This window comes from Streptomyces sp. NPDC046349 (assembly GCF_055587885.1).
In genome coordinates, this window is sequence record NZ_JBVJFK010000002.1 from 292,663 (window position 1) to 317,066 (window position 24,404).

Sequence of the window (24,404 nt, forward strand, 5' to 3'; positions counted from 1 at the left end):
AGCACCCGGTGCTGGATCCGGGGCGATCCGCCCCCGCGGGTGCCTTTCGTCACCCCTTCACCGTCAATACGTCCTTACCGCCGCAACGGTTCCAGACCGGGCGCTTTCCGGGGCGGGTTCAACCGAAATGGGCACGGAGTTTTCCGTGGGCCTCCGCCGGGGCGCCGAGCGCGTCCAGGCCCAGCAGCCCGGCGCCCAGCACAGGAGGCGCCGTGACCACCGTGACCCGGGCTCGCGGGGCCCGTTGGGCGAGGCCCGCCGCGATCCGGTCGTCGAGGCCGGGATGCCGGGCCGCCAGCACCCCGCCGCCCAGCACCACCGGCACCTCCTCGTCCAGCAGGCCGAGGCGTGCCAGCGCCACCACGGCCATGGCCACGACCTCGTCGGCCTGACGGTGCACCAGCGAGAGCGCCACCGGGTCCCCGGCGGCGGCCACCTCGAACAGCACCGGCGCCAGTTCGTGCCGCCGGGCGGCGGGGACGTCGCCCAGGTGCATCGCCTCGATCAGGGAGGCCATCGAGTCGTGGCCCAGGCGGGCGGGCAGCGCCCGGGCCAGCTCGGTCGCCGCGCCCCGCCCGTCCTCCGCCCGCGCCGCGAACCACAGGGCCTCCTCGGCCAGTCCGCCTCCGCCGCCCCAGTCGCCGGAGATCCGCCCGACCGCGGGGAAGCGCGCGGTCCGCCCGTCCGGCGTCATCCCGACGCAGTTGATGCCCGCCCCGCACACCACGGCGACACCCCGCGGCTGCGCGCCCGGGGGCAGGCCGGCGCGCAGCAGCGCGAAGGTGTCGTTGTGCACGGCGGTGGTGCGCCCCCAGCCGCGGCGCCCGATCTCGTCCGCCAGCCGCCGCTCCTCCACCGGGAAGTCGGCGTTGGCGAGGCAGGCCGACACGTGTTCGGCGACGGGCCCCGACCCGCCGCCGGCGGGGACCCCCGCCGAGGCCAGCGCCTCGGCCAGGACGTCCACGGCCGCGGCCGCCCCGGTGCGGGGCGGCTGGAAGCCCCCGGCATGCCCGGTGGCCAGCACCGACCCGTCGGGACCGAGGAGCGCGATGTCCGTCTTGCTGTTGCCCGCGTCGATCGCGAGGACCGGAGGGAGGGTCACGCCCACGGCAGGTGCTCCTTGTTGTGCGCCAGGAGCCGGTCGGTCAGCCCTTCGGCCAGGTCGTACTGGCCGACCAGCGGGTGTGCCAGCAGCGCCTTGAACACCCGTTCGCGGCCGCCGCGCAGGGCCGCGTCCAGCGCGAGGTCCTCGTACGCCGTCACGTGCGCGATCAGCCCGGCGAACAGCGGGTCCAGGCGCGGCACCGGGAGCGGCACGGGGCCGGGGCCACCGGTGGCGCCGACGCGTGCCTGGACCTCGACGACGGCGTCGTCGGGCAGGAAGGGCAGCGTGCCGTTGTTGTACGTGTTGACCACCTGCACGTCCGTGCCGCCGCCGTCCAGCAGCGCGGCCGCCAGGTCCACGGCCGCCTCCGAGTAGAAGGCGCCGCCCCGCTTCGCCAGCAGCGCCGGCTTCTCGTCGAGCGCCGGGTCCGCGTACAGGGCGAGCAGTTCTCGCTCCATCGCGGCGACCTCCGCGGCCCGCGAGGGCTTGCTGCCCATTTCCCGGACGACCTCGTCGTGGGAGTAGAAGTAGCGCAGGTAGTACGAGGGGACGGCGCCGAGCCGGTCCAGCACGGCCCGCGGCAGCCGCAGGTCCGCGGCGACGGCCTCCCCGTGGGCGGCGAGCAGCCCGGGCAGCAGGTCCTCGCCGGCCGGTCCACCCCGGCGCACGCCCAGCTCCCAGGTGAGGTGGTTGAGGCCGACGTGGTCCAGGTGGACGTCGGCGGGGGCCAGGTCCAGCAGGGCGGCGAACTTCCGCTGGAGGCCGATGGCGACGTTGCACAGGCCGACGGCCTTGTGCCCGGCCCGCAGCAGGGCCCGGGTGACGATCCCGACCGGGTTGGTGAAGTCGATGATCCAGGCGTCGGGGCTGGCCCGGCGGACCCGTTCGGCGATGTCGAGGACCACCGGGACGGTGCGCAGGGCCTTGGCGAGCCCGCCCGCGCCGGTGGTCTCCTGTCCCACGCAGCCGCACTCCAGGGGCCAGGTCTCGTCCTGGAGCCGGGCGGCCTGGCCGCCGACGCGCAGCTGGAGCAGGACCGCGTCGGCCCCGGCGACACCCGCGTCGAGGTCGGTGGTCGTGGTGACCAGGCCGGAGTGGTCCTGCCGGGCGAAGATCCGGCGGGCCAGGGCGCCGACCAGATCCAACCGCTCGGTGGCCGGGTCGATCAGCACCAGCTCCTCGACCGGCAGGGCGTCGCGCAGCCGCGCGAAGCCGTCGATCAGTTCAGGGGTGTAGGTGGAACCGCCGCCCACCACTGCGAGTTTCAACGTCGTCAGCCTTTCACGCCGGTCAGGGTGACTCCCTCGACGAACGCCTTCTGGGCGAAGAAGAAGAGGACGATCACCGGGGCCATGACCAGCACGGTCGCGGCCATGGTCAGGTTCCAGTTGGTGTGGTGCGCCCCCTTGAAGGACTCCAGTCCGTAGCTGAGCGTCCAGGCGGCGGGGTTGTCGGAGGCGTAGATCTGCGGGCCGAAGTAGTCGTTCCAGGCGTAGAAGAACTGGAACAGGGCGACGGCCGCGATGCCGGGCCTGGCCATCGGCACGACCACGCGCAGCAGGGTGCGCACCTCGCCGCAGCCGTCCACGCGCGCCGCGTCCAGGTAGTCGTCGGGAATGGTCAGCAGGAACTGGCGCAGCAGGAAGATGGAGAAGGCGTCGCCGAAGGCCATCGGGAGGATGAGCGGCCACAGGCTGCCCGACAGGTCGAGCTGCCTGGCCCAGAAGAGGTACATCGGGATGACCACCACCTGCGGCGGCAGCATCATCATCGCGACCACCAGCATCAGCGACAGGTCGCGCCCGCGGAAGCGGAACTTGGCGAGGGCGTACGCGACGGGCACGGAGGAGACCACGGTCAACAGGGTGCCCAGTCCCGCGTACAGGAGTGTGTTGCGCCACCAGGTCAGAAAGCCGGGCGTGTGCCACACCCGGGCGTAGTTGCCCCACTCCCAGGTGTCGGGCCACAGGTCGCGGGTCAGCGCCTGCCGGTCGCCCATCAGGGAGGTGAGCAGGAGGAAGACGAAGGGCAGGACGAAGAAGAGGGCGGCGGCCACACCGAGCGAGTGCACCGCGATCCAGTGCAGCGCGGCCTTGCGCCGCTGGGCGGCCACGGTCCGGCGGGTGCTCATCGTCCTGCTCCGATCAGACCGCCGCGGCGCCGCACCAGGAGTGCGGTCAAGGCCATGGAGAGGGCGAACAGGACCAGCGCCACGACGCAGGCGGCGCCGTAGTCGAAGCGCTGGAAGCCGAGGTTGTGGACGAGCTGGGGCAGGGTCAGTGTGGACCGGTCCGGGTAGCCCGGCTCGAACTGCTGGCCGGAACCGCCGATCACCCCGGCTGCGACCTTCCCCGCCACCAGCGGCTGGGTGTAGTACTGCATGGCCTGGATGACCCCGGTGACCACGGCGAACATGATGATCGGCGAGATGGTGGGCAGGGTGATGTGGCGCAGCCGCGCCCAGGCCCCGGCGCCGTCCAGCTCGGCGGCCTCGTACTGCTCCTTCGGTACGTCGAGCAGTGCGGCCATGAAGACGACCATCAGGTCGCCCACCCCCCACAGCGCCAGGGCGGTCAGCGCGGGCTTGGACCAGTCGGCGTCGGTGAACCACCCGGGGGTGGGCAGTCCCACCGCGTCCAGCAGGGTGTTCGCGGGGCCGGTGCCGGGGTTGAGCAGGAAGACGAAGGCCAGGGTCGCGGCGACCGGTGGCGCCAGGTAGGGCAGGTAGAAGAGGGTCCGGAAGACCCCTGCCCCGGTTTTGATCTTCGTGACGAGCAGGCCGACGCCGAGGCCGAAGACGACGCGGCAGCCCACCATCACCACCACGAGCCACAGGGTGTTGCGCATCGCCGGCCAGAACAGCGGATAGTCGGCGAAGACGTAGCTCCAGTTGTCCGGGCCGTTGAAGGCGGGCGGGCGGAAGCCGTCGTACTTCGTGAAGGAGAAGTACACGGTGGACAGCAGGGGGTATACGAAGAAGACCGAGAATCCGATCAGCCAGGGGGACAGGAAGGCTGCGGTCCGCAGTGCGGGCCGCAGGCGCTTCGACCGCGGGGCGCGGGCGGCGGACATCGGCTACTCCGCCTTCGCGATGTCCGTGTCGATCTGCCGGTCGACCTTGGCGAGGCCGGCCGTGATGTCGGCGACCTCGCCCTTCTCGACCGCGTAGGCGAAGTCCTGGAAGGTCAGCTGGTAGGTGCCGCCGTCGGCCCGGGCCGGGGTGGTGCCGGATTTCGGGTGCCGGGCGATGTCGATGAAGGTCCGCAGCTGCGGGGTCACCTCCAGGGCCGGGGACGCCAGGGCGGCGAGCGTGGACGGCACGTTGTGGATCGCGTTGGCGAAGGCCACCACCGCCTCGGTATCGGTGGTCATGTACTTGACCAGCTCCCAGGCCGCGTTCTGCTTCTTGCTGCCGGAGGCGATGCCGACGACCGTGCCGGACAGGTAGCCCTTGCCGTAGTCGGCGGCCTGGTCGTCCGGGACGGGCAGCGGAGCCGTGCCGATCTCGAAGCCCACACCCGCCTCCTCGGCCATGGGCGCCCGCCACTCGCCGTCGATCTGCATGGCCACCCGGCCGGTGTGGAAGGGGTGCTCGGCGCTCCACTCGTCGCCGAAGGTGCTGCGGAACCGCTCCAGCCTCTCGTACCCGCCGAGCGCCGCCACCAGGTCCTTCTGCACGGTCAGCATCTTCGCGAAGGCCGGGTCCCGGGAGAGGTTGGACCGGCCGTCCGCGTCGAAGTAGGTGGGGCTCCATTGCGCGGCCAGCCGCATGGGGGTGGTCTCGTACCCGTGGAAGGTGGGCATCAGGCCGACCTGCTCGTAACTGTCGCCCGACGCGTCCGCCCTCGTCAGCTTCTGCGCGACCTCGACGAACCGGCTCCAGGTCCTCGGAGGTTCGGTGATGCCGGCGGCCGCGAAGGCGGTCTTGTTGTAGACGAGGCCGTAGGCGTCGTTCAGCAGCGGCAGGGTGCACTGGTTGCCCTTGAACTGCGTGTATTCCAGCAGGGGCCTGGGGAAGACCTTCGCCTTGTCGATGCCGGACTTCTGCAGGAAGGGGTTCAGGTCGGCGAAGGCACCGGAGTTGCAGAACTTGCCGACGCTGTCCGTGGTGAAGGAGGAGACCACGTCGGGGGCCTTGTCCCCGCCCGCCCGCAGCGCCTGGTTGATCTTGTCGTCGGTCATGTTGCCGGTGACCTCGACCGTGATGTTCGGGTGCTCCTCCTCGAAGCGGGCGATGCCGTCCTCGATCGCCTTGACCTCGCCCGGGGCGGACCAGCCGTGCCAGAAGGAGAGGGTGACCTCCGCCTCGGGGTCGTCGGTGGCGGCGTCGGCGGCCCGGCCCGTGCAGGCCGTGGCGAGTGCGGATATCACCGCGAGGAGGGCGGCTGCGGTGGTCAGGCGTCCGGTTCTGGGCATGGCGGGGCTCGCTCTCTGCGGGAGGGAACTTCCGGTGGGGCCTGTGGAGTGCCGGCGGAGCGTGTGGGGGTGTGCGGGGTGAGGCGGGGTCAGCGGGAGGTGTCGAAGACCTCGTCCCGGGTGGCGGCCAGCGCGCTCTCCAGCGCGCCGTGCAGGACGGGCCGCTGAAGGACCTCGCCCGGGACCAGCCGGGGGCGGGAGGGGGCCAGTTCGGCGAGCTCGGCCTCCAGCAGCTCCCGCAGCGGTTCGCCGCCCGCGCCGATCGCGGCCCCCGCCAGGACCACGATCTCCGGGTCCAGGACGGCGACCAGCGCGGCGAGGCCGGTGGCCAGTGCGGTGGCGTACGCCTGGAGGAGGCGCAGGTGCGCCCCCTCGGGCGCGGCGGCGGCCCGGGCGAGCAGCGCGACCGCGGCGGCGACCTCCGGGCCGTGCGGGCCCGCGTCGGGGCCGTCCGCCGAATACGCGGCCGGGCCGTTGGGCGTTTCGACGCCCAGTTCCGCGGCGAGGCGGGGCAGCCCCTCCACGCCGGCGAGCTCCTGGTAGCCGCCGGAGTTCGCCCGGGTGACCTGCCGGACCAGGGGGCGGCCCGGCACGGGCAGGAAGCCCACCTCGCCCGCGCCGCCGGTCCAGCCGCGGTGCAGCCGTCCGCCGAAGACCAGCGCGGCGCCGAGCCCTTCCTCGTTCCACAGCAGGACGAAGTCCTCGTGTCCGCGGGCGGCGCCGAGCCGCTGCTCGGCGACGGCGGCGAGGTTGACGTCGTTCTCGTACTCGACGGGCATCGGCAGGGCTGCCGCCAGGTCCTCGAGGAGGGTGGGGGAGTGCCAGCCGGGGAGGTGGCTGGCGTAGCGCAGCCGGCCGGTCTGCGGGTCGAAGGCGCCGGGCGTGCCGATGACAACCCGGTGCAGGTCGCAACGGTGCAGGCCGGCAGCCTTGACGGCACCGCCGAGTGCCTCGGTCACCTGGTCGACCGCCGCCGCGCCCTCCGTGTACGGGACCTCGTGGGAGGCGATCACGGCGCCGGTCAGGTCGGCGACGGCGGCCAGGACGCGCCCCGGGGTGACATCGAGGCCGCCGACGTACGCGGCCCGCGGGTTGATCGCGTACAGCTGGGCGCTGGGTCCGGGGCGGCCGCCGTCGGTGCCGGTGGCCACCACGAGCCCGGCGGCCTCCAGCCGGGCCAGCAGCTGGGAGGCGGTGGGCTTGGACAGCCCGGTCAGGTGCCCGATGCGGGTCCGCGACAGCGGGCCGTGCGCCAGGAGGAGGTCGAGTGCGGCCCGGTCGTTCATGGCGCGCAACAGGCTGGGTGTTCCGGGCGTGGCGGCGGGCATGCGGCGGCTCTCCCTCAAAGGCGATCTGTTAGGTAAGTTTCCTATCACCCTTCGAACCGTGTCAATGGCGCTGCCCCGCGGGGCCGGCCCCTGAGGGCCGGCTGCGGGGCAGCGCAGCGGCGGCGGGCCGGGCCGCTACTTGGTGATGCGCGGGCCGGCCGGCGGCGGGATCGGGGCGGTCGCCAGGGACTGCGGGGAGGCGGGGTTCGCCAGCGCCGACGGCGCGGCGACGGAGGCCGTCGGGTCCGCCGGGGCCTCGTCCTCCTCGTCCGCGGCCGGCACGCCGCCGATGATCCGGATGCCCGCGGCGTCGAAGGCCTCCTTGATCCGCCAGCGCAGCTCCCGCTCCACCGCGAACTGCTGGCCCGGCATCGTCTTCGCGGACACCTTCACCGTCATCGAGGCGAGCAGCACCTCGTCCAGGCCCAGCACCTCCACCGGACCCCAAAGGCGCTCGTCCCAGGGGGACTCCTTCGCCATCGAGTCGGCGACCTGCTGGACCACCTCGCGGATCCGCGACAGGTTCTCCGAGGGCTTGACCTGGACGTCCACGGCCGCGGTCGCCCAGCCCTGGCTGAGGTTGCCGATCCGCTTGATCTCGCCGTTGCGCACGTACCAGATCTCGCCGTTGTCTCCGCGCAGCTTGGTCACGCGCAGCCCGACCTCTATGACCTCGCCCGAGGCGACCCCGGCGTCGATCTTGTCACCCACTCCGTACTGGTCCTCCATGATCATGAAGACGCCGGAGAGGAAGTCCGTGACCAGGTTGCGCGCGCCGAAACCGATGGCGACACCGGCCACACCGGCACTGGCCAGCAGCGGGGCCAGGTCGATCTTCAGGGCGGCGAGGACCATCAGCGCGGCCGTGCCGAGGATCAGGAAGGACGCCACCGAGCGCAGGACGGAACCGATCGCCTCCGACCGCTGGCGCCGCCGCTCGGCGTTGACCAACAGCCCGCCGAGCGCGGTTCCCTCGACCGCTTCGGCGCTGGTGTTCATCCGGTGTATGAGCTTGGTCAGCGCCTTGCGGACCGCCGAGCGGATCACGGCGGCTATCACGACGATCAGCAGGATCCGCAGACCGATGCTCAGCCAGGTGGCCCAGTTCTGCTCGATGAAGCTCGCGGCCTCGGTGACGCTCTCCTGCGCCTCCTTGACCGAAGCGGGCGTGTCCGGGACATCGGCTGCCAGCGGCAGCAGAGCGGCGGGCCAGGGCACGACAGGAACCTCCAGATGTAGCGGCCTGCCCGTCCGGGGGTGTCCCCCCGGACAGGGTCCGGGGGCGGGTGCGCGGGCAGACCAACCACACTAACGGGGCAATCCCTTCACCTTGGTGCCGTGTTCGAGGGAGAGACCAGACTCACCTGGGGATGACTGACTGTGGTTGAAAACACCTCGGACCCGTTACGGGCGAGTGGTGGCGCTTCGACCAGCCGTAAGGAGAGACTGGAGAGCAGATCGTCCCGGCGCGAGCCACGCGCCGCCGACGTACAAGGAGGCAGTCCGTGCCGCACGTCCTGGTCCTCAACGCGTCGTACGAGCCCCTCGGCGTCGTACCGCTCCGCCGCGCGCTCGTCCTCGTCCTGGAGAACAAAGCGGTCTCCCTGGAGGAATCCGGCGCCTATCTGCACAGCGCGACAAGGGTCGTCCCCGCGCCCAGCGTGGTACGGCTCAAGCGCTTCGTGCGGGTCCCCTACCGGGGGCCCGTTCCACTCACCCGGCGCGCCCTGTTCGCGCGGGACGGCGGCCGCTGCATGTACTGCGGTGCCGTCGCCACCAGCGTCGACCACGTCATTCCGCGCAGCCGGGGCGGACAGCACGTCTGGGACAACGTCGTCGCGGCGTGCCGGCGCTGCAACCACGTCAAGGCCGACCGGCATCTGCTGGAACTGGGCTGGCGCCTGCGCCATCAGCCGGCCCCTCCCTCGGGCCTCGCCTGGCGGATCATCGGCACCGGCCACCGGGATCCCCGCTGGATGCCGTACCTCCAGCCGTACGGGGCCGAGGACGCGCTGGAGCGGATCGGGATCGGCGTGGCGGCCTCCTGACGGTTCCCGGCCCGGACCGAACGCCGGCGCGGCTGTGGACCAGCCCCGCCGGCGTTTGAGGCGCGGGGTCCCGGACGGCGCCCGGGAAACGGGGCGCAGGCCGGGCGACGGCCTGCGCCCCGTCGTCGCGCGGGAGCCCCGGCAGGGGGCTACGGCGTGACCGCGTACGCCTCCGCCGACCAGAGGGAGCAGCCGTAGCGCGTCGCGCGGCGCTCGCACGTCACCCTCAGGAACCGGGTGTCCGGAGCGTCCAGCCGGAGCGACTCGCGCCCGCCCTTGGAGGCCGTGACGGCCGCGGCCGGCCGCCAGGTCACCCCGTCGGCCGAGGTCTCCACCCGGTAGGCCGACGGGTACGCGTCCTGCCAGTGCAGCTCCAGCCGGCCGACCCGGGCCGGGGCCGGGAGTTCCGCCTGCCACCACGCGCCGTCCACCGGAGGTGAGGACCAGCGGGTGCTCGGGGAGCCGTCGACGGCCGCCGAGGCGGGGAAGGCGGGGGTCTCGTTCGCCGAGGAGGTCGGCCGCGCGGTGCGCAGCAGATCCGGTCCGCCGGTACGGGGCACCGCCCGCACCGTCAGGGTGCGGGTTTCCCCGTCGAAGGCCACCGGGACCTGGTAGGTGCCCGGCGGGGTGTTCGGGGCGACGACGACCTCCATCGGTATCGACGCCCGGCCGCCGCGCGGTACCACCGCGGTCGGCGGGAGGCGGACCTCGATGCCCGCCGGCGGCTGCGCCGACAGCGGCCCGCGGATCTCGCCGGGGCCCAGGGCGGAGAGCTGGGCGGTGACCCGCTGCGGGGCGCCGCCGATCTCGGCGTCGGTCCGGCCGCCGTCCGCGAGCTCGAAGCGGGCCCGGGGGCCGTCCCCGAACCACGGGACCACCTGGTGCACCACGGGCGCGGCCCCGGCCCAGGCCAGGCGCACCGCGTCCGCCCGCAGTCCCGCCGTGTCGATCTGGGTCCAGCCCGATGCCGCCGCGTCGCCGACCTTGCGCCAGCCCTCGCCCGGTACGTGGACCTCCACCACGGCACCCCGCGAACCGGCCGGTAGCGGGTCCGTCATCACCGTCACCGCCGAGACGGGGCGCACGGAGTCCAGCCGCACCGTCCAGGCCTGTGCGTCCTTCGTCACGGTGCCGGTCGTGCGGGCGACCCCGGTCCAGGCGTCCGCCTCCGTCGCCGCCCTCTCCAGGAAGGGGTCCAGAACGGCCTTGTCCACCTGGGCGGGTCCCGGCTCGGCCAGCGCCTTGCGCGCCTCGGCAAGAGCCCGGGAGGCCTGCCAGGCGGCCGCCCCGTCCCCGCGGGCCTGGGCCTGCAGGACGTCCACGGCCAGTTCGCCGGCCGTTCCGTAGCGCGAGAGCCGCTCCAGCCAGGGGCCGGCCTCGTCCGAGAGGGCGGTCAGCCGGGCCGGGGCCTCGCGCAGCACCGTGAACGCCTTGCGCAGCTCGGTCCCGGCCGCCGGGTCACCCGCGGCCCGGGCCTTCCAGAACTGCTCGACCAGCGGCTTCAGATACGCCGACTCCTCCTGCCTGAGCCCGGACGACGTGGTGTTCCCGGCCAGCGCCGCCACCGCCTCGCGCTCCCGCGGGTCCGAGCCCGCAAGGTCGCGCACCGCGGCCTGCCAGGACTCGCCGGCCCGGTAGCCGCGCGGGTTCCAGGCGAAGTCGGCCGCCGTGAAGAGCGGGATGCGCGACAGGATGGGCTGTTGCATCGCGTTGGACAGCAGGGCCGCCGAGCCGCCCGCCACCGCCGGTTCGCGGCCCGCGTACGGGCCGAGGAAGATGCGGCCCGGATCCCAGTCGTTGACCGGGTAGTTGTCCATGGTGACAAGGGGTTGCTGCCCCAGGGCCGAGCGCGCCCCGGCCAGTTCCCGGCCCGTGATCGTGCGCGGCACCACGCCGACGCCCGTCCAGGCCACCTCCACCCGCGCGTCCAGCCCGCGGGCCAGGGCCGTCCGGTAGGCGGTGGCGCCCTCCTGGTAGTACTCGGTCGGCAGCAGCGACAGCGCGGGCGCCCCCGGATACCGGGAGGCCAGGTGCTCGGCCAGCTCGTTCGCGACCTCCGCGTGCGCCTTCGCGGCAGCCTCCGGGCCCCTGCCGTAGCGCTGGAGGTCCGCCCGGCAGCCCCATTCGGTGTAGCTGACGTCCTGGAACTGCACCTGGAAGGCGCGGAAGCCCAGGTCCCACATGGCGTCCAGCTTGCGTGCGAGCGCCGCCCTGTCGCCCGCCGACGACAGGCACATGGACTGCCCCGGGGTGACCGCCCAGGCCAGCACGACCCGGTTGGCGCGGGCCCGCTCGGCCAGCGCGCGGAACTCCTCCTGCCGCTCCTTGGGGTAGTCCTCGCGCCAGCCCGTCGTGCGGTACTGGTCGTCGCCGGACGCGATCAGCAGCCGGTTCTGCTTGGTGCGGCCCATGAAGTCCAGCTGGGCCAGGCGCTGCTCCTCGGTCCACGGCTGCCCGTAGAAGCCCTCGGTGATCCCGCGCACCGGCGCGGCCGGCCAGTCGCGCACCAGGACGCCGGGCACCTTCCCGCCGCCCGCGGCGAGCAGCTGGCGCAGGGTCTGCGCAGCGTGGAAGAGCCCCTCCTCGCCGACGCCGGCCAGCGCGACCGTGTCCCGCCCGCCGGGCCGTCCCACGGCCAGCCGGTACCCGCCGTTCGGCAGGTCCGTGGCCGCGGTGGCGCCCAGCGCCAGCAGCGCCTCCTGGGCGGCCGCGTCCTGGAGCCGAACCACGGTGCCCCGCTCGGGCAGCGGGTCGCCGGGGTCCGGCTCGTGCAGGGTCTTCACGCCCGCCTTGCGCAGGGCCTCGCGCACCACCCGGAGGGCATGCGGATCGGCGTCGGCCGGCGCCACCAGCACGGCCTCCCTGCCGAGCGGCACCTCGCGCGCGGGATCGGCGGCCATCGACTGCGGCCGGGGCCATACGGCGGGCCCTTCGGCGGCGCTCCGGGGGGTGTCCGCGCCGGGGTCGAGGACGGGGCCGACGGCGCCGTTGGCACCGACACCGGCAGCGCCGGCAGCGCCGGCCGCACCGGAGGTGCCCGGTGCGGCGGTCGGACCGTCCGGTGTGGAGGACCCCGCGAGGAATCCGGGCGGCGCGGACGCCACGGCACCGCCGAGCAGCGACCCGATCACCGCCATGGCGGCGGCCGTCGACCGTTTCCTGCCCCTGAGCTGCACAGAGCCTCCTCGTCGCGAGACGTCCCCCACTCGTACGAATGAGCCCGAGCCCACCACCCGTGCGGCCGGAGTGTCAATGCGGGTGGGTGATCTGCCCCGGATCTGCCAGGAATGCGGCCCCTCCGAGTGGGTATGGCTGCGTTGTTCCCCGGCGGCGTCCCGCTTTTGTGCTCCACGCTTCTGACCCACCCTCATCCCCTCCTGCCCGCACGCACGAAGGAGCGCCCGTCCATGGACGACCTGGCCCGGCTCGCCGCCCTGCACGGCATCGCCACCGCCTACCAGCCCGCCCCCGACGTCACCGTCCAGGTCTCCGAGGCCGCCATCAGAACGATCCTCGGCCTGCTCGGCGTCGCCACCGACGACGCCGAGAGCATCCGGGTGTCCGCCGAGGAGGCCGCCGAGGAGGCCGCCCGGCGGCTGCTGCCGCCGACGGTGGTGCTCTGGCAGGGGGAGCCCGTACCGCCGCTCCCGGCCGGACTCCCGGCGGGCAGCCGGGTCGCGGTGGTCGCGGAGGAGTCGGGAGAGGAGTCCGCCTGGGGGCCCGGACTTCCCCTCGGGGTCCACCGGATCACGGCCGAAGCCCCCGACGGGCGGACCGCCGAGGCCACCTTGATCGTGGCTCCCGAACGGGCCCCCGCCGCCCCCGACCGCGCCCACGGGTTGCTCGTCCAGCTCTACTCCCTGCTGTCCGAGCGGTCCTGGGGCATGGGGGACCTGGGAGACCTCGCCGGACTCGCGTGCTGGGCCGGCCGGACGCACGGCGCGGACTTCATCCAGGTCAACCCGCTGCACGCCTCCCTGCCGGGGACACCGACCGACCCTTCGCCGTACCGGCCGTCCTCGCGCCGCTTCCCCGACCCCGTCCACCTGCGGATCGAGGACGTCCCCGAGTACGCCGACTGCCCCGAGCGGGAAGCCCTGGTGGAACTGGCCTCCCGGGGCGCCGCACTGCGCCACGAGGTGCTGGAGAAGGGGGCGTTGATCGACCGGGACGCCGTCTGGGCGCTCAAGCGGCAGGCCCTGGAGCTGCTGTACGCCGTCCCGCGGACCCCCGAACGGGAAGCGGACTACCGTGCGTTCTGCGCGCAGGGAGGGCCGTCACTGGACATCCATGCGGGCCGGCAGGCCTCGCACATGGGCGAGGATCCGAGGGAGCGCACGGACTTCCACCGCTGGACGGTCTGGCTGACCGACGGCCAGCTCGCCGCCGCCCAGCGTGCGGCCCGCGAGGCGGGGATGGCCGTCGGCATCGTGCACGATCTGGCGGTCGGGGTGCACCCGGCCGGTTCGGACGCCTCCGAGCCGGCGCTCCACGCCCGCCAGATCTCGGTCGGGGCCCCGCCCGACGCCTTCAACGCCCGCGGCCAGGACTGGGGGCTGCCGCCCTGGCGCCCCGACGTGCTGGCCGGCACCGGCTACGCCGCCTTCCGCTCGCTGCTGCGCGGGGTTTTCCGGTACGCCGGCGCACTGCGCATCGACCACGTCATGGGCCTGTTCCGGCTGTGGTGGATCCCGGAGGGGACCCCGCCCGCCGAGGGCACGTACGTCGGCTACGACGGCGAGGCCATGCTGGCGGTCCTGGTGCTGGAGGCGCACCGGGCCGGGGCCCCGGTCATCGGCGAGGACCTCGGGACGGTGGAGCCGCACGTGCGCCGGGAGCTGGCCCGGCGCGGGGTGCTCGGCACGTCGGTGCTGTGGTTCGAGCGCGACTGGTCGGGCGACGGGAGCCCGCTCGCCCCGCAGGCCTGGAGGGCGGACTGCCTGGCCACCGTCACCACCCACGACCTGCCGCCCACGGCCGCCAAACTCGCCGGCGGCCACGTGGAACTGCGCGACCGGCTCGGCCTGCTGACCCGTCCGGCCGAGCTCGAACGGGCCGACGATGCCGCCGACACCGCCGAGTGGCTGGCCCTGCTGGACGGGCTCGGCCTCGACACCAAGGGCGAGGAGGCCGCCGTGCGGGCCCTGTACGCCTTCCTGCTGCGCACCCCCGCGCGCCTGGTGGGCGTATGGCTGCCGGACGCGGTGGGGGACAGGCGGCCGCAGAACCTGCCGGGAACCTGGGACCAGTACCCCAACTGGCGGCTGCCGGTCGCCGACGCCTCGGGCAGGCCGCTGACGCTGGAGGAGCTGATGGCCTCGCCCCGGGCGAACGCGCTGCTCAGCGCGGTGCGGGAAGGGGCGGGTCCTCGTACGGCACCCCCGGACGCGCGTGGCGTTTAGGTGTTCGCTACGTTTGCACCGTGGACAAGAAGAACGCTCTGCGCGCCGGCGCCGTCTCGGCCGGAACGACGCTGATGATGCTGCTGATGACGTCTCCCGCTCTCGCGCTGACCCGCGACGACGGCGACGACCCGGGCCCGGGTCTGAGCATCGGCGAGACGCTCGGCCTGTACGTGGCCCTGCCGATCGTCATCTTCCTGGTCATCGTGGGTCTCGTCATGGCCCTCGACAAGTCGGACAGGCCGAAGAAGAAGCACGCCTGACCCGCTCCGGCCCCGCGGGGGCCGGAGCCGTGTGACCTTCCCGGGCGCCGGGGGTCCGCACCGCCGATCCGCATCGGCCGTGCGTCGACCCCTGGCGCCTCGTCATGTCCTCAGACCCCGGCCAGCAGTTTGCGGAGCAGGCCGGTGAGCTGGGCGACCTCCTCGTCGGTCAGCCCGGTGAGCGCGGCGCGCTGTACCTCCAGGCCGGCGGTGACGGCCTCGTCGACGAGCGCCAGGCCGCGGTCGGTGATCGTCACCTGGAGCCCCCGCCGGTCGTGCGGATCGGGCTTGCGGCACAGCAGCCCGGCCTTTTCCAGCTTGTCCAGCCGCCCCGTCATGCCGCCCGTGGTGAGCATGAGCGTCGCCGAGAGCTGGCGGGGCGAGAGCGTGTACGGGGCACCCGAACGGCGCAGCGTGCCGACGACGTCGAACTCCCCCCGCGAGATGCCGAAGCGCTGGTAGCGCTCCTCCATGGCGTCGCCCATGGCCTTGGCGATCCGGTAGATGCGTCCGAAGACGGCCATGGGGGCCGTGTCCAGCTCGGGGCGCACGGCGAACCACTGGGCCGTGATCGCGTCGACGGCGTCCTTGTCCTCACTCATGAGCGCAGTATTCCGGTTCGCCCGGATCGTTCGCAAGAAAGTTGCTTGACGGAAAGTAGCTTAGCGGTAAGCTACTTGTCAGCAACCGAATCGGGGAGGGGCCGTCATGGCGGGGTTCAGGGGCAGGACGTCCAAGGCCGGGGAGGCGAAGGTCGCGGGGGAGCGGTCGCTGCTCCTCGGCATCGGAATCAGCGCGATCGGGATCGGCATGTACGTCCCCTTCTCGCTCGTCTTCTTCCACCACGTCACCGGCCTCTCCTTCACCCTTGTCGGCCTGGTCATGACGGTCACCGGCCTGGCCGGGCTGGTTCTCATGCCCCTGGCCGGCTCGGCCGTCGACCGGTTCGGCGCCAAGCGGGTGAATCTGCTGCTCTACGGGATCCGGGCGCTCGGCTTCGCCCTCTACCCCTTCGCGAGCTCGCCGGCCGCCTTCGCTGCCGTCGCCCTCGTCACCGCGCTCGCCGACCGCTCCTTCTCCGTCGTGCAGCAGTCCCTGATCGGGGAGGTGGCGCGGGGCGCCGCGCGCGACCGGCTCCAGGCCTCCACCCGGGCCCTGCAGAACGCCGGCATGGGCGCGGGCGCCCTCCTCGTCTCCGGAGTGCTCGCGCTGTGGGGCACCGGCGCGTTCAGCCACACCGCCTGGGCCAACTCGCTGGCCTTCGCGCTCGCCGGACTGCTCGTCAGCCGGGTCCGCCCGGTCCCGGCCCGGGAGACCCGAGCCGCCACCGCCGGGCGGCCGGACGCCGGCTACCGGACGGTCCTGCGCGACCGCCCCTTCCTCGCGCTCACCGCCGCCAACTTCCTCACCGCGCTGGGCTACTGCGCCCTCTCCGTCCTCTTCCCGCTCTACCTCTCCACCTGGCTGAAGGCTCCCGACTCCCTCACCGGCGCGGCCTTCACCCTCAACACCGCCCTGTGCGCCGGGATCGGCGTGCTGGTCGCGGGCCGCGTCCGCCGCTCCGGCGCCCGCCGCACCCGCTCCGCCGCCCTCGGTGCGGTGCTCTTCGCCGCCGCCTTCGCCGGACAGATCGTGCTCGGCACGCTGCGCCCCGGCCAGGGCGCGACCCTGGCCGCCCTACTCGTCATCGTCGTCGTCTACACCGTCGGCGAGCTGGTGCACAGCCCCTCCGGAGGCGCCCTGTCGGTCTCCGCCGCCCCCGAGCCGGTCCGCGGCCGCTACCTGGCCACCTACCAGCTGTCCTACTCGCTGGCCGGCGCCCTCGCCCCCTCCCTCTTCACCGCCCTGCTCGCCGTGGACGGCCGCCTGCCGTGGGCCGTCCTCACCGTCGCCGCGCTCGGCGCCGCCCTGGCACTGCTGCGGCTGGAGCGGCACCTGCCGGCCGAAGCCGTGCACGCCGAGCCTCCGGCCGCGGTCGCCGGAGCCGCCCCGGCCGCGGTCGCCGGAGCCGCCCCGGCCGGGGACGCAGCCGACCGTCGTCCGGCCACCGCGGCCGCCTGAACACCAGGCCCGCTCCCGCCCTTCCTCACCCGTACGAGGAGCCACCCGCCGTGAAGCGTCTCGCCACCGTCGCCCTGACCGCCCTCGCCCCCGTCTCCTGGGGCTCGACCTACGCCGTCGCCTCCGAGCTGCTGCCGCCCGACCGCCCGCTCTTCACCGGCGTCATGCGGGCCCTCCCCGCAGGCCTGCTGCTCACCGTGCTGGCCCGCACCCTGCCCAAGGGCGAATGGTGGTGGAAGTCCGCCGTCCTCGGGGCCCTCAACATCGGCGCCTTCTTCCCGCTGCTGTTCCTCTCCGCCTACCGGCTGCCCGGCGGGGTCGCGGCCGTACTCGGCTCCGCCGGCCCCCTGTTCGTCGTGGGCCTCGCCGCCCTCGTCCTCGGGGAACGCGCGAGCCTGCGTACCGTGCTGACCGCCGTCGTGGGGGCGTTCGGCGTGAGCATGGTCGTCCTCAGGGCCGAGGCGGCACTCGACCTGGTCGGTGTCGTCGCCGGCGTGGTCTCCTCAGCCTCCATGGCCGCGGGCACCGTGATGACCAAGCGCTGGGGCCGGCCCGAGGGCGTCGGACCGCTGGCCATGACCGGCTGGCAGCTCACGGCCGGCGGCCTCGTCATCATCCCGGTGGCCGCCCTCGTCGAGGGCGCACCGCCCGCCCTCGACGGCGAGGCCCTCCTCGGCTACGGCTACATGATGCTGATCAACACCGGCATCGCCTACTGGCTCTGGTTCCGCGGCATCGGGCAGCTCGGCGCGACGTCGGTCACCCTCCTCGGACCGCTCTCCCCGCTCACCGCGGCCGTCATCGGCTGGGCGGCCCTCGGACAGGCGCTCACCCCCGTACAGCTCGGGGGCATGGCGCTCGCCTTCGCAGCCACCGTCGCCGGACAGCTGGCAGCCGCCCGACCCCCCAAACCGTTCAGTTCTACTGAAGAGAGCGATCGAAACATTTCGATGGACCTGACCGATGGGCGGGTGCGACCGTAGGTCCCTCGACATCCGTCCGACCGACCCCGAGGGGGAGACGCACCGTGGCCGTCAGGGACCGCGTCCGCACCGTTTCGCACGCCGAACCCGGCAGCACCGGCAAGAAAGGTGCTGCCGGGTTGGGCGTACTCCTCGCCCTGCTCGCGACGGTCGTCTGGTCCGGCAGCTTCGTCGCCACCCGCGGCATGGCCGAGACCGTCCCGCCCGTCCAGGCGGTCTTCTGGCGATGGATCATCGCCCTGCTCGCCGTCGCCCCCTTCGCCGCCCGCCAGGCCTGGCAGCAGCGGACCCTGATCCGCCGCCATCTGGGCCACACCGCGCTCGCGTCGCTGTTCGGCGTCGCCCTCTACAACACGCTCGTGCACCAGGCAGGACTGACCACCTCGGCCTCCAACATGGGCATGATCATGGCCGCCTCGCCCGTGATCATGGCGCTGTACGCCCGCCTCGGCGGCGAACGCCTGGGCGCCCGCCGCACCTGCGGAATGCTGCTCGCCGCCTTCGGCGTGCTGCTGCTCGTCGGGGACGGCTCGATCGGCTTCGACTTCGGCGCCGGCGACCTGTGGATGTTCGCCGCTGCCCTCTCCTTCGCCACGTACAGCGCCCTGCTCAGGCGCAAGCCCGCCGAACTCGGCGGACTGGCCTTCCTGATCACCACCTTCGTGCTCGGCGCGCTGATGCTGGCCCCGGCCTACGCCGTCTCCCTCCACGTCCAGGGCGGCTTCGAGACGACGGCCGGCACGGTCGGACCGCTGCTGTACGTCGGAGTGTTCTCCTCCGCCGTCGCCTTCTTCGCCTGGAACAGAGCCGTCTCGATCATCGGGGCGGCCCGCGCGGGAGTCGTCTACTACCTCCAGCCGGTGTGCGTGGCAGGGCTCGGCCTCCTGCTGCTGGGCGAGCCGACGGGACCGGCCCAGCTGCTCTGCATGGCGCTGATCCTCGGCGGGGTCGGGCTGGGAAGTGCCCGGCGGTAGGTTCGGCCCCATGACCGAGTGGGACATCAAGAAGCTGCGGATCCTGCGGACCCTCGCCGAACGCGGGACCGTGACCGCGACGGCCGAGGCGCTGCACATGACGCCCTCGGCCGTTTCGCAGCAGCTGACGAACCTCGCCCGGCAGCTCGGCGTGGCCCTGCTGGAGGCACAGGGCCGCCGAGTCCGCCTCACCGACGCCGCCCACCTCGTCCTGCGGCACGCGGAGGAGGTTTTCGCGCAGCTGGAGCGGGCCGACGCGGAACTGGCGGGCTACCTCGCCGGGGACGCGGGGAAGGTACGGGTCGGCGCGTTCTCCACCGCCGTGCCCGCCCTGGTGGTCCCGGCGGTGGCCGAACTGCGCAAGACCCACCCGGGGGTCGAGGTCCGGATCCGGGAGACCGAGGCCGCGGAGTCGTACGAGCTCCTGTCGGCCGGAGGCGTGGACCTCGCGCTGTCGCTGGCGGCCCACGCGCCGACCGCGCGGGACCGGAGGTTCACCCGGGTCACGCTGATGGAGGACCCGCTGGACGTGGCGCTCCCGCCCGCGCACCCCCTGCGGGACACGGCGGACCTGCGGCTGGCGGACCTGTCCGGGGACCCGTGGATCTACGGGGGCAGCGGCCCGTGGTCGGAGATCGCCCGGGGCGCCTGCGAGGCGGCGGGCTTCGTCCCCGAACAGGCCCACTCGGCGTCGGGGTGGACGGCGATCCTGGCCATGGTCGAGGCGGGCATGGGCGTGGCCCTGGTCCCGAGGATGGTGTCGAGCCGGGCGTCCGGCGTGGCGGTCCGGGTGCTGTCGCGGGACCGGCCGACGCGGCACGTGATCGCCGCGGTCCGCCGCGGCGCCGAGTCCGCTCCCGCGGTGGCCCACGTCCTCACGGCCCTGCGCACCGTCGCCGCCCGGCCCTGACGGGGCTGCGGGCCGCCGCTGCGCGGAGCCGTCTCCCCGCCCCGCCCCCCGGTTCTCCGAAGCCGCGGCCCCCGGACCCCGCTCCACGAACGCCGGCGGGCTGGCCGTCCCACCCGCCCGGGGCACCTTCCAGCGAGGGCTGTGGAGTTCGAGGCCCCCCTCCGGGGCGGTGCCCGGGTCATCCACGCCGCGCCGCCCATGGCGGCGTGGGGGCCGCGGGGTGCGGGGCCCCCGCTACGCCGCCGCACCCGCGGGAAGGCCTTCGCCCCCCGCGGGTGCGGCAGAGCCCGGGCCCTTACACCTGAGCGGCAGCGGCAGCGGCAGCGGCGTCGGCGGCCTGGGCCTTCAGGGCGCGTTCGACGCCCGCCCGGGACTCCGACACCAGACGCCGCAGCGCGGCGTTCGGCTCGGCCGAGGCCAGCCAGGCGTCCGTCGCGTCCAGGGTCTCCTGCGAGACCTGGAGCGCCGGGTACAGGCCCACCGCGATCTGCTGGGCGATCTCGTGGCTGCGGGTCTCCCAGACCTCCTTCACCGCCGCGAAGAACTTCGCGGTGTACGGGGCCAGCAGCTCGCGCTGGTCGGTCTGGACGAAGCCGCCGATCACGGCCTCCTGCACCGCGTTCGGCAGGTCGCCGGACTCCACCACCGACGCCCACGCCGCGGCCTTGGCCTCCGCCGTCGGGCGGGCCGCCCGGGCGGTCGCCGCGTGGCGTTCGCCGGCCGCCGTCGCGTCCCGCTCCAGCTCCGCCGCGATCGCCGTCTCGTCCGCGGCGCCCGTCGCGGCGAGCCGCTCCAGGAACGCCCACCGCAGCTCGGTGTCGACGGCCAGGCCCTCGATCTCGGCCGAGCCGTCCAGCAGCGCCGACAGGTACGTCAGCTGCCCTTCGGTGCGCGCGGTGGCCGCGAAGGCCCGCGCCCACGCCAGCTGGTGGTCTCCGGCCGGCTCCGCCGCACGCAGGTGTTCCAGGGTGGCCTCGGTCCAGGCCGCCAGGCCCTCCTCCCGCCACGCCGGGTCGGCGTACAGGTCGATGGCCAGCTTCACCTGCCGGTGCAGCGACTGGACGACGCCGATGTCGGACTCCTTGCCGATGCCCGACAGCACCAGCGACAGGTAGTCGCGGGTGGCGAGCTCCCCGTCACGCGTCATGTCCCAGGCCGACGCCCAGCACAGGGCGCGCGGCAGGGACTCCGCGAAGTCGCCGATGTGCGCGGTGACCGCGGCGAGGGACTCCTCGTCCAGGCGGACCTTCGCGTACGACAGGTCGTCGTCGTTCAGCAGGAAGACCGCCGGGCGGGCGCGGCCCACCAGCTCCGGCACCGTGGTCAGCGCGCCGTCGATGTCCAGCTCGATCCGGTCGGTGCGCACGAGCGCGCCGTCCTGGAGCTCGTACAGGCCCACGGCGATGCGGTGCGGGCGCAGCGTGGACTCGCCCTTCGCCCCGGCGGGCAGCGCGGGCGCCTCCTGGCGGATGCCGAAGGCGGTGATCACACCGTTCGCGTCGGTGCTGACCTCCGGGCGCAGGACGTTGATGCCGGCCGTCTCCAGCCACGCCTTCGACCAGGCGGTCAGGTCGCGGCCCGAGGTCTCCTCCAGCGCGCCCAGCAGGTCCGACAGGCGCGTGTTGCCGAAGGCGTGCGCCTTGAAGTAGGCCTGCACGCCCTTGAAGAAGGCGTCCATGCCGACGTAGGCGACGAGCTGCTTGAGCACCGAGGCGCCCTTGGCGTACGTGATGCCGTCGAAGTTGACCATGACGTCGTCGAGGTCGCGGATGTCCGCCATGATCGGGTGGGTGGACGGCAGCTGGTCCTGCCGGTACGCCCACGTCTTCATGGAGTTGGCGAACGTGGTCCACGCGTGCGGCCACTTCGAGCCCTCCGCGTACGCCTGGCACGCGATCGAGGTGTACGTGGCGAACGACTCGTTCAGCCAGAGGTCGTTCCACCACTCCATCGTGACGAGGTCGCCGAACCACATGTGGGCGAGCTCGTGCAGGATGGTCTCCGCGCGCACCTCGTACGCCGCGTCCGTCACCTTCGAGCGGAAGACGTACTGGTCGCGGATGGTGACCGCGCCCGCGTTCTCCATCGCGCCCGCGTTGAACTCCGGTACGAAGAGCTGGTCGTACTTGGCGAACGGGTAGTCGTAGGCGAACTTCTCCTGGAACCAGTCGAAGCCCTGCCGGGTCACGTCGAAGATCGCGTCCGCGTCGAGGAACTCGGCGAGCGAGGGACGGCAGTAGATGCCGAGCGGCACGGACTGGCCGTCCTTGCCCTCGTAGGAACTGTGCACCGCGTGGTACGGGCCGACGATGAGCGCCGTGATGTACGAGGAGATGCGCGGGGTCGGCTCGAAACGCCAGACGTTGTCCTTGACGTCCGCCGGCGCAGGCGTCGGGGAGTTCGAGATGACCGTCCAGCCTTCGGGGGCCGTCACAGTGAACTGGAACGTGGCCTTCAGGTCGGGCTGCTCGAAGCTGGCGAAGACCCGCCGCGCGTCCGGCACCTCGAACTGGGTGTAGAGGTACGCCTGCTGGTCGACCGGGTCGACGAAGCGGTGGAGGCCCTCACCGGTGTTGGTGTACGCGCAGTCCGCGACGACCCGCAGCTCGTTGGCCCCGGCCGCGAGGTGCGCCAGGGCGATCCGGGAGTCGCGGAAGACGGCCGCGACGTCGAGCGACTTGCCGTTGAGGACGACCTCGTGCACCGCCGGGGCGACCAGGTCGATGAAGGTCTCCGCCCCGGCCTCGGCCGACTGGAAGCGCACGGTGGTCACGGACGGGTAGGTGCCGCCCTCCTGCGCACCGCTGAGATCGAGTTCGATCTCGTACGAGTCGACGGTGAGCAGCTTCGCACGCTGCTGCGCCTCTTCACGGGTGAGGTTCGTGCCTGGCACGCGGTCATCTCCTTCGATGGTGACGTTGCCCCGCCATCCTTCCACGGGGGCAGGGCCGCCGCGTCGGAGTAATCCACGGGCGAACGCGAGGTCGTAAACCCGCCGGACGGCGGCGCGCGTCCGCTGCAGGCTGGTGGGCATGAGCAGCAGACACCGGGCGAGGCCCATCGAGGAGGCGGCGCTCCGGCAGCTCCGCGTGCGCGACGACGCGGGACGCAGCGTCGTCCCCTACACCGACGTGGAGGGCGGGGCGCCGCTGCGATGCTGCCTGCGCACCAGTGCGGCGGGGGAGCGGATCGCGCTCGTCTCCTACGCGCCGCTGCGCCGGTGGGCGGCCCGGACCGGGGCCGATCCCGGCGCCTACGACGAGCAGGGGCCCGTCTTCGTCCACGCCGAGGAGTGCGGGGGACCCGCGGGGGGCGGCGGACACCCCTTCGCCCGGGCGGGGGCGCGGCGCACTGCCCGGCGGTACGACGCTCGCGGGCACATCCTCGGCGGGCGGGTCCTGGACCTCGGGGAGGATCCCGACGGGGTGATCGAGCATGCCCTCGCCGAGGCTTTCGCCGATCCCGCGGTGGCCCTCGTCCACGTCCGAGCCGCCGAGTTCGGCTGCTTCCTGTTCGAGGTGCGCAGGCCCTGACACGCAGGAGGGCGGGCGCCGTGCGGCGCCCGCCCTCCTTCCCGTCCGGTGCGGGGTCAGCCGCGCAGTTCCTCGGCCACGAGCTCCGCGATCTGGACCGCGTTCAGCGCTGCGCCCTTGCGGAGGTTGTCGTTCGACACGAACAGCGCCAGGCCGTTGTCCACCGTCTCGTCGACGCGGATGCGGCCCACGTACGACGCGTCCTTGCCGGCGGCCTGGAGGGGGGTCGGGATCTCGGAGAGCTCCACGCCCGCGGCGTCCTTGAGCAGCTCGTAGGCGCGCTCGACGCTGATCGGGCGGTCGAAGCGGGCGTTGATCTGGAGGGAGTGCCCGGAGAAGACCGGTACGCGCACGCAGGTGCCCGAGACCTTGAGCTCCGGGATCTCGAGGATCTTGCGGGACTCGTTGCGGAGCTTCTGCTCCTCGTCGGTCTCGAAGGAGCCGTCCTCGACGATCGAGCCCGCGAGCGGGAGCACGTTGAAGGCGATCGGACGCTTGTAGACGCCCGGCTCAGGGAAGTCGACGGCACCGCCGTCGTGGACCAGCGCGGTCGCGCCCTCGGAGACGGCCTTGACCTGGCCGTCGAGCTCGGCGACGCCGGCCAGGCCGGAGCCGGAGACGGCCTGGTAGGTGGTGGCGACCAGCGAGGTCAGGCCGGCCTCGTCGTGGAGCGGGCGCAGCACCGGCATGGCCGCCATGGTGGTGCAGTTCGGGTTCGCGATGATGCCCTTGGGGCGGTTCCTGATCGCGTGCGGGTTGACCTCGGAGACGACGAGGGGGACCTCGGGGTCCTTGCGCCAGGCGGAGGAGTTGTCGATGACGACGGCGCCCTGCGAGGCGACCTTCTCGGCGAGGGCCTTCGAGGTGGCGCCGCCCGCGGAGAAGAGCACGATGTCCAGGCCGGAGTAGTCGGCGGCCGAGGCGTCCTCGATGGTGATCTCGCGGCCCTCCCACTCGATCGTCGAGCCGGCGGACCGGGCCGAGGCGAACAGGCGCAGCTCGTCCACCGGGAACTTGCGCTCGGCGAGGATGCTGCGCATGACTGCGCCGACCTGTCCGGTGGCTCCGACGATTCCGACCCTCACGGTGACTCCTTCTGCTGCGGTACGACGCGGGCGCGCGTGGAGCCATCATGCGTTCGACCCCACGCGCCTTGTCCAATTTATTGTCCGAGGAACGGACGGTGTTCTGAATGTGAACACCCATGACGAGTGCACGGCGGCCGTGTCCCACGGCCCCGGAACGACCGTTTTGCCTGGTGGGGGCCTCTTGCCGTCCGGTCGATCATGACCGCTATGCGGACATGATCGACTGCTGATCGCAACATACCTCGGGGAGATCCACCGTGCGTGCCATTCGCCGCAACAGTCGTCGACGCCGG

General features: G+C 73.3%; 19 protein-coding genes. 8 read left to right on the forward strand and 11 right to left on the reverse strand.

Annotation, left to right across the window (positions count from 1 at the left end; translation table 11 throughout):
* Positions 1-118: 118 nt before the first annotated feature.
* From ACZ6JS_RS04980 to ACZ6JS_RS05010, 7 genes are all read right to left on the reverse strand, one after another.
* The gene (locus ACZ6JS_RS04980; RefSeq protein ID WP_469295820.1) at positions 119-1,108 is read right to left on the reverse strand and encodes an N-acetylglucosamine kinase; all 990 of its coding nucleotides are present in this window, start codon (positions 1,106-1,108) and stop codon (positions 119-121) included.
* On the reverse strand, positions 1,099-2,373 hold the full coding sequence (locus ACZ6JS_RS04985; protein ID WP_469295822.1) for a family 4 glycosyl hydrolase: 1,275 nt from the start codon (positions 2,371-2,373) through the stop codon (positions 1,099-1,101). Before ACZ6JS_RS04985 ends, ACZ6JS_RS04980 begins: the two co-directional genes overlap by 10 nt.
* A gap of 5 nt (positions 2,374-2,378) precedes the next feature.
* Positions 2,379-3,236 (reverse strand): carbohydrate ABC transporter permease, encoded by an 858-nt coding sequence (locus ACZ6JS_RS04990; protein WP_469295824.1) that lies wholly within the window; start codon positions 3,234-3,236, stop codon positions 2,379-2,381.
* On the reverse strand, positions 3,233-4,177 hold the full coding sequence (locus tag ACZ6JS_RS04995; RefSeq protein WP_469295826.1) for a carbohydrate ABC transporter permease: 945 nt from the start codon (positions 4,175-4,177) through the stop codon (positions 3,233-3,235). The genes ACZ6JS_RS04990 and ACZ6JS_RS04995 overlap by 4 nt, the downstream gene beginning before the upstream one ends.
* A gap of 3 nt (positions 4,178-4,180) precedes the next feature.
* Entirely contained in the window at positions 4,181-5,521 is a 1,341-nt protein-coding gene (locus tag ACZ6JS_RS05000) for an ABC transporter substrate-binding protein (RefSeq protein ID WP_469295827.1), read from the reverse strand.
* An 89-nt stretch (positions 5,522-5,610) separates the two neighbouring features.
* Positions 5,611-6,849 (reverse strand): ROK family transcriptional regulator, encoded by a 1,239-nt coding sequence (locus ACZ6JS_RS05005; RefSeq protein WP_469295829.1) that lies wholly within the window; start codon positions 6,847-6,849, stop codon positions 5,611-5,613.
* Positions 6,850-6,984: 135 nt separating this feature from the next.
* Positions 6,985-8,067 (reverse strand): mechanosensitive ion channel family protein, encoded by a 1,083-nt coding sequence (locus ACZ6JS_RS05010; RefSeq protein WP_469295831.1) that lies wholly within the window; start codon positions 8,065-8,067, stop codon positions 6,985-6,987.
* Between the two features lie 287 nt (positions 8,068-8,354).
* Between ACZ6JS_RS05010 and ACZ6JS_RS05015 the strand changes: the two genes are divergently transcribed.
* Positions 8,355-8,897 (forward strand): HNH endonuclease, encoded by a 543-nt coding sequence (locus ACZ6JS_RS05015; protein WP_030840658.1) that lies wholly within the window; start codon positions 8,355-8,357, stop codon positions 8,895-8,897.
* Positions 8,898-9,046: 149 nt separating this feature from the next.
* Here ACZ6JS_RS05015 and ACZ6JS_RS05020 read toward each other — a convergent pair whose 3' ends face one another.
* Positions 9,047-12,073 carry a beta-N-acetylglucosaminidase domain-containing protein gene (locus ACZ6JS_RS05020; RefSeq protein ID WP_469295833.1) on the reverse strand — a complete coding sequence of 1,009 codons (3,027 nt, stop codon included), beginning with the start codon at positions 12,071-12,073 and terminating at the stop codon, positions 9,047-9,049.
* A 231-nt stretch (positions 12,074-12,304) separates the two neighbouring features.
* Between ACZ6JS_RS05020 and ACZ6JS_RS05025 the strand changes: the two genes are divergently transcribed.
* Entirely contained in the window at positions 12,305-14,299 is a 1,995-nt protein-coding gene (locus ACZ6JS_RS05025) for a 4-alpha-glucanotransferase (protein WP_469295835.1), read from the forward strand.
* 20 nt (positions 14,300-14,319) lie between these two features.
* Positions 14,320-14,562, forward strand: coding sequence for a hypothetical protein (locus tag ACZ6JS_RS05030; protein WP_392577722.1), 243 nt, complete (start codon positions 14,320-14,322; stop codon positions 14,560-14,562).
* 110 nt (positions 14,563-14,672) lie between these two features.
* Here ACZ6JS_RS05030 and ACZ6JS_RS05035 read toward each other — a convergent pair whose 3' ends face one another.
* Positions 14,673-15,164: a MarR family winged helix-turn-helix transcriptional regulator gene (locus tag ACZ6JS_RS05035; RefSeq protein ID WP_030819106.1), complete on the reverse strand. Its 492-nt coding sequence runs from the start codon at positions 15,162-15,164 to the stop codon at positions 14,673-14,675.
* A 106-nt stretch (positions 15,165-15,270) separates the two neighbouring features.
* Between ACZ6JS_RS05035 and ACZ6JS_RS05040 the strand changes: the two genes are divergently transcribed.
* From ACZ6JS_RS05040 to ACZ6JS_RS05055, 4 genes are read left to right on the forward strand one after another with little or no spacing between them, the layout of a single operon-like run.
* The gene (locus tag ACZ6JS_RS05040) at positions 15,271-16,623 is read left to right on the forward strand and encodes an MFS transporter (protein WP_469295837.1); all 1,353 of its coding nucleotides are present in this window, start codon (positions 15,271-15,273) and stop codon (positions 16,621-16,623) included.
* A 50-nt stretch (positions 16,624-16,673) separates the two neighbouring features.
* Positions 16,674-17,606 (forward strand): EamA family transporter, encoded by a 933-nt coding sequence (locus tag ACZ6JS_RS05045; RefSeq protein ID WP_469295839.1) that lies wholly within the window; start codon positions 16,674-16,676, stop codon positions 17,604-17,606.
* A 44-nt stretch (positions 17,607-17,650) separates the two neighbouring features.
* Entirely contained in the window at positions 17,651-18,580 is a 930-nt protein-coding gene (locus ACZ6JS_RS05050; protein ID WP_469295840.1) for a DMT family transporter, read from the forward strand.
* 10 nt (positions 18,581-18,590) lie between these two features.
* Positions 18,591-19,490 (forward strand): LysR family transcriptional regulator, encoded by a 900-nt coding sequence (locus ACZ6JS_RS05055; protein ID WP_469295842.1) that lies wholly within the window; start codon positions 18,591-18,593, stop codon positions 19,488-19,490.
* A 295-nt stretch (positions 19,491-19,785) separates the two neighbouring features.
* Here the strand turns inward: ACZ6JS_RS05055 and pepN are convergent, their stop codons facing one another.
* The gene (gene pepN, locus ACZ6JS_RS05060; RefSeq protein WP_469295844.1) at positions 19,786-22,383 is read right to left on the reverse strand and encodes an aminopeptidase N; all 2,598 of its coding nucleotides are present in this window, start codon (positions 22,381-22,383) and stop codon (positions 19,786-19,788) included.
* Positions 22,384-22,522: 139 nt separating this feature from the next.
* Here pepN and ACZ6JS_RS05065 point away from each other — a divergent pair, with 139 nt between their 5' ends.
* On the forward strand, positions 22,523-23,023 hold the full coding sequence (locus ACZ6JS_RS05065; RefSeq protein ID WP_469295846.1) for a DUF1203 domain-containing protein: 501 nt from the start codon (positions 22,523-22,525) through the stop codon (positions 23,021-23,023).
* A gap of 56 nt (positions 23,024-23,079) precedes the next feature.
* Here the strand turns inward: ACZ6JS_RS05065 and ACZ6JS_RS05070 are convergent, their stop codons facing one another.
* Positions 23,080-24,108: an aspartate-semialdehyde dehydrogenase gene (locus ACZ6JS_RS05070; protein ID WP_469295848.1), complete on the reverse strand. Its 1,029-nt coding sequence runs from the start codon at positions 24,106-24,108 to the stop codon at positions 23,080-23,082.
* Positions 24,109-24,404: the final 296 nt, after the last annotated feature.

Bases quoted from the DNA above. Each gene is read 5' to 3' on its own strand.
- ACZ6JS_RS04990 (WP_469295824.1), bottom strand. From the start codon at position 3,236: ATGAGCACCCGCCGGACCGTGGCCGCCCAGCGGCGCAAGGCCGCGCTG.
- ACZ6JS_RS04995 (WP_469295826.1), bottom strand. From the start codon at position 4,177: ATGTCCGCCGCCCGCGCCCCGCGGTCGAAGCGCCTGCGGCCCGCACTG.
- ACZ6JS_RS05000 (WP_469295827.1), bottom strand. From the start codon at position 5,521: ATGCCCAGAACCGGACGCCTGACCACCGCAGCCGCCCTCCTCGCGGTG.
- ACZ6JS_RS05005 (WP_469295829.1), bottom strand. From the start codon at position 6,849: ATGCCCGCCGCCACGCCCGGAACACCCAGCCTGTTGCGCGCCATGAAC.
- ACZ6JS_RS05025 (WP_469295835.1), top strand. From the start codon at position 12,305: ATGGACGACCTGGCCCGGCTCGCCGCCCTGCACGGCATCGCCACCGCC.
- ACZ6JS_RS05035 (WP_030819106.1), bottom strand. From the start codon at position 15,164: ATGAGTGAGGACAAGGACGCCGTCGACGCGATCACGGCCCAGTGGTTC.
- ACZ6JS_RS05040 (WP_469295837.1), top strand. From the start codon at position 15,271: ATGGCGGGGTTCAGGGGCAGGACGTCCAAGGCCGGGGAGGCGAAGGTC.
- ACZ6JS_RS05055 (WP_469295842.1), top strand. From the start codon at position 18,591: ATGACCGAGTGGGACATCAAGAAGCTGCGGATCCTGCGGACCCTCGCC.
- ACZ6JS_RS05065 (WP_469295846.1), top strand. From the start codon at position 22,523: ATGAGCAGCAGACACCGGGCGAGGCCCATCGAGGAGGCGGCGCTCCGG.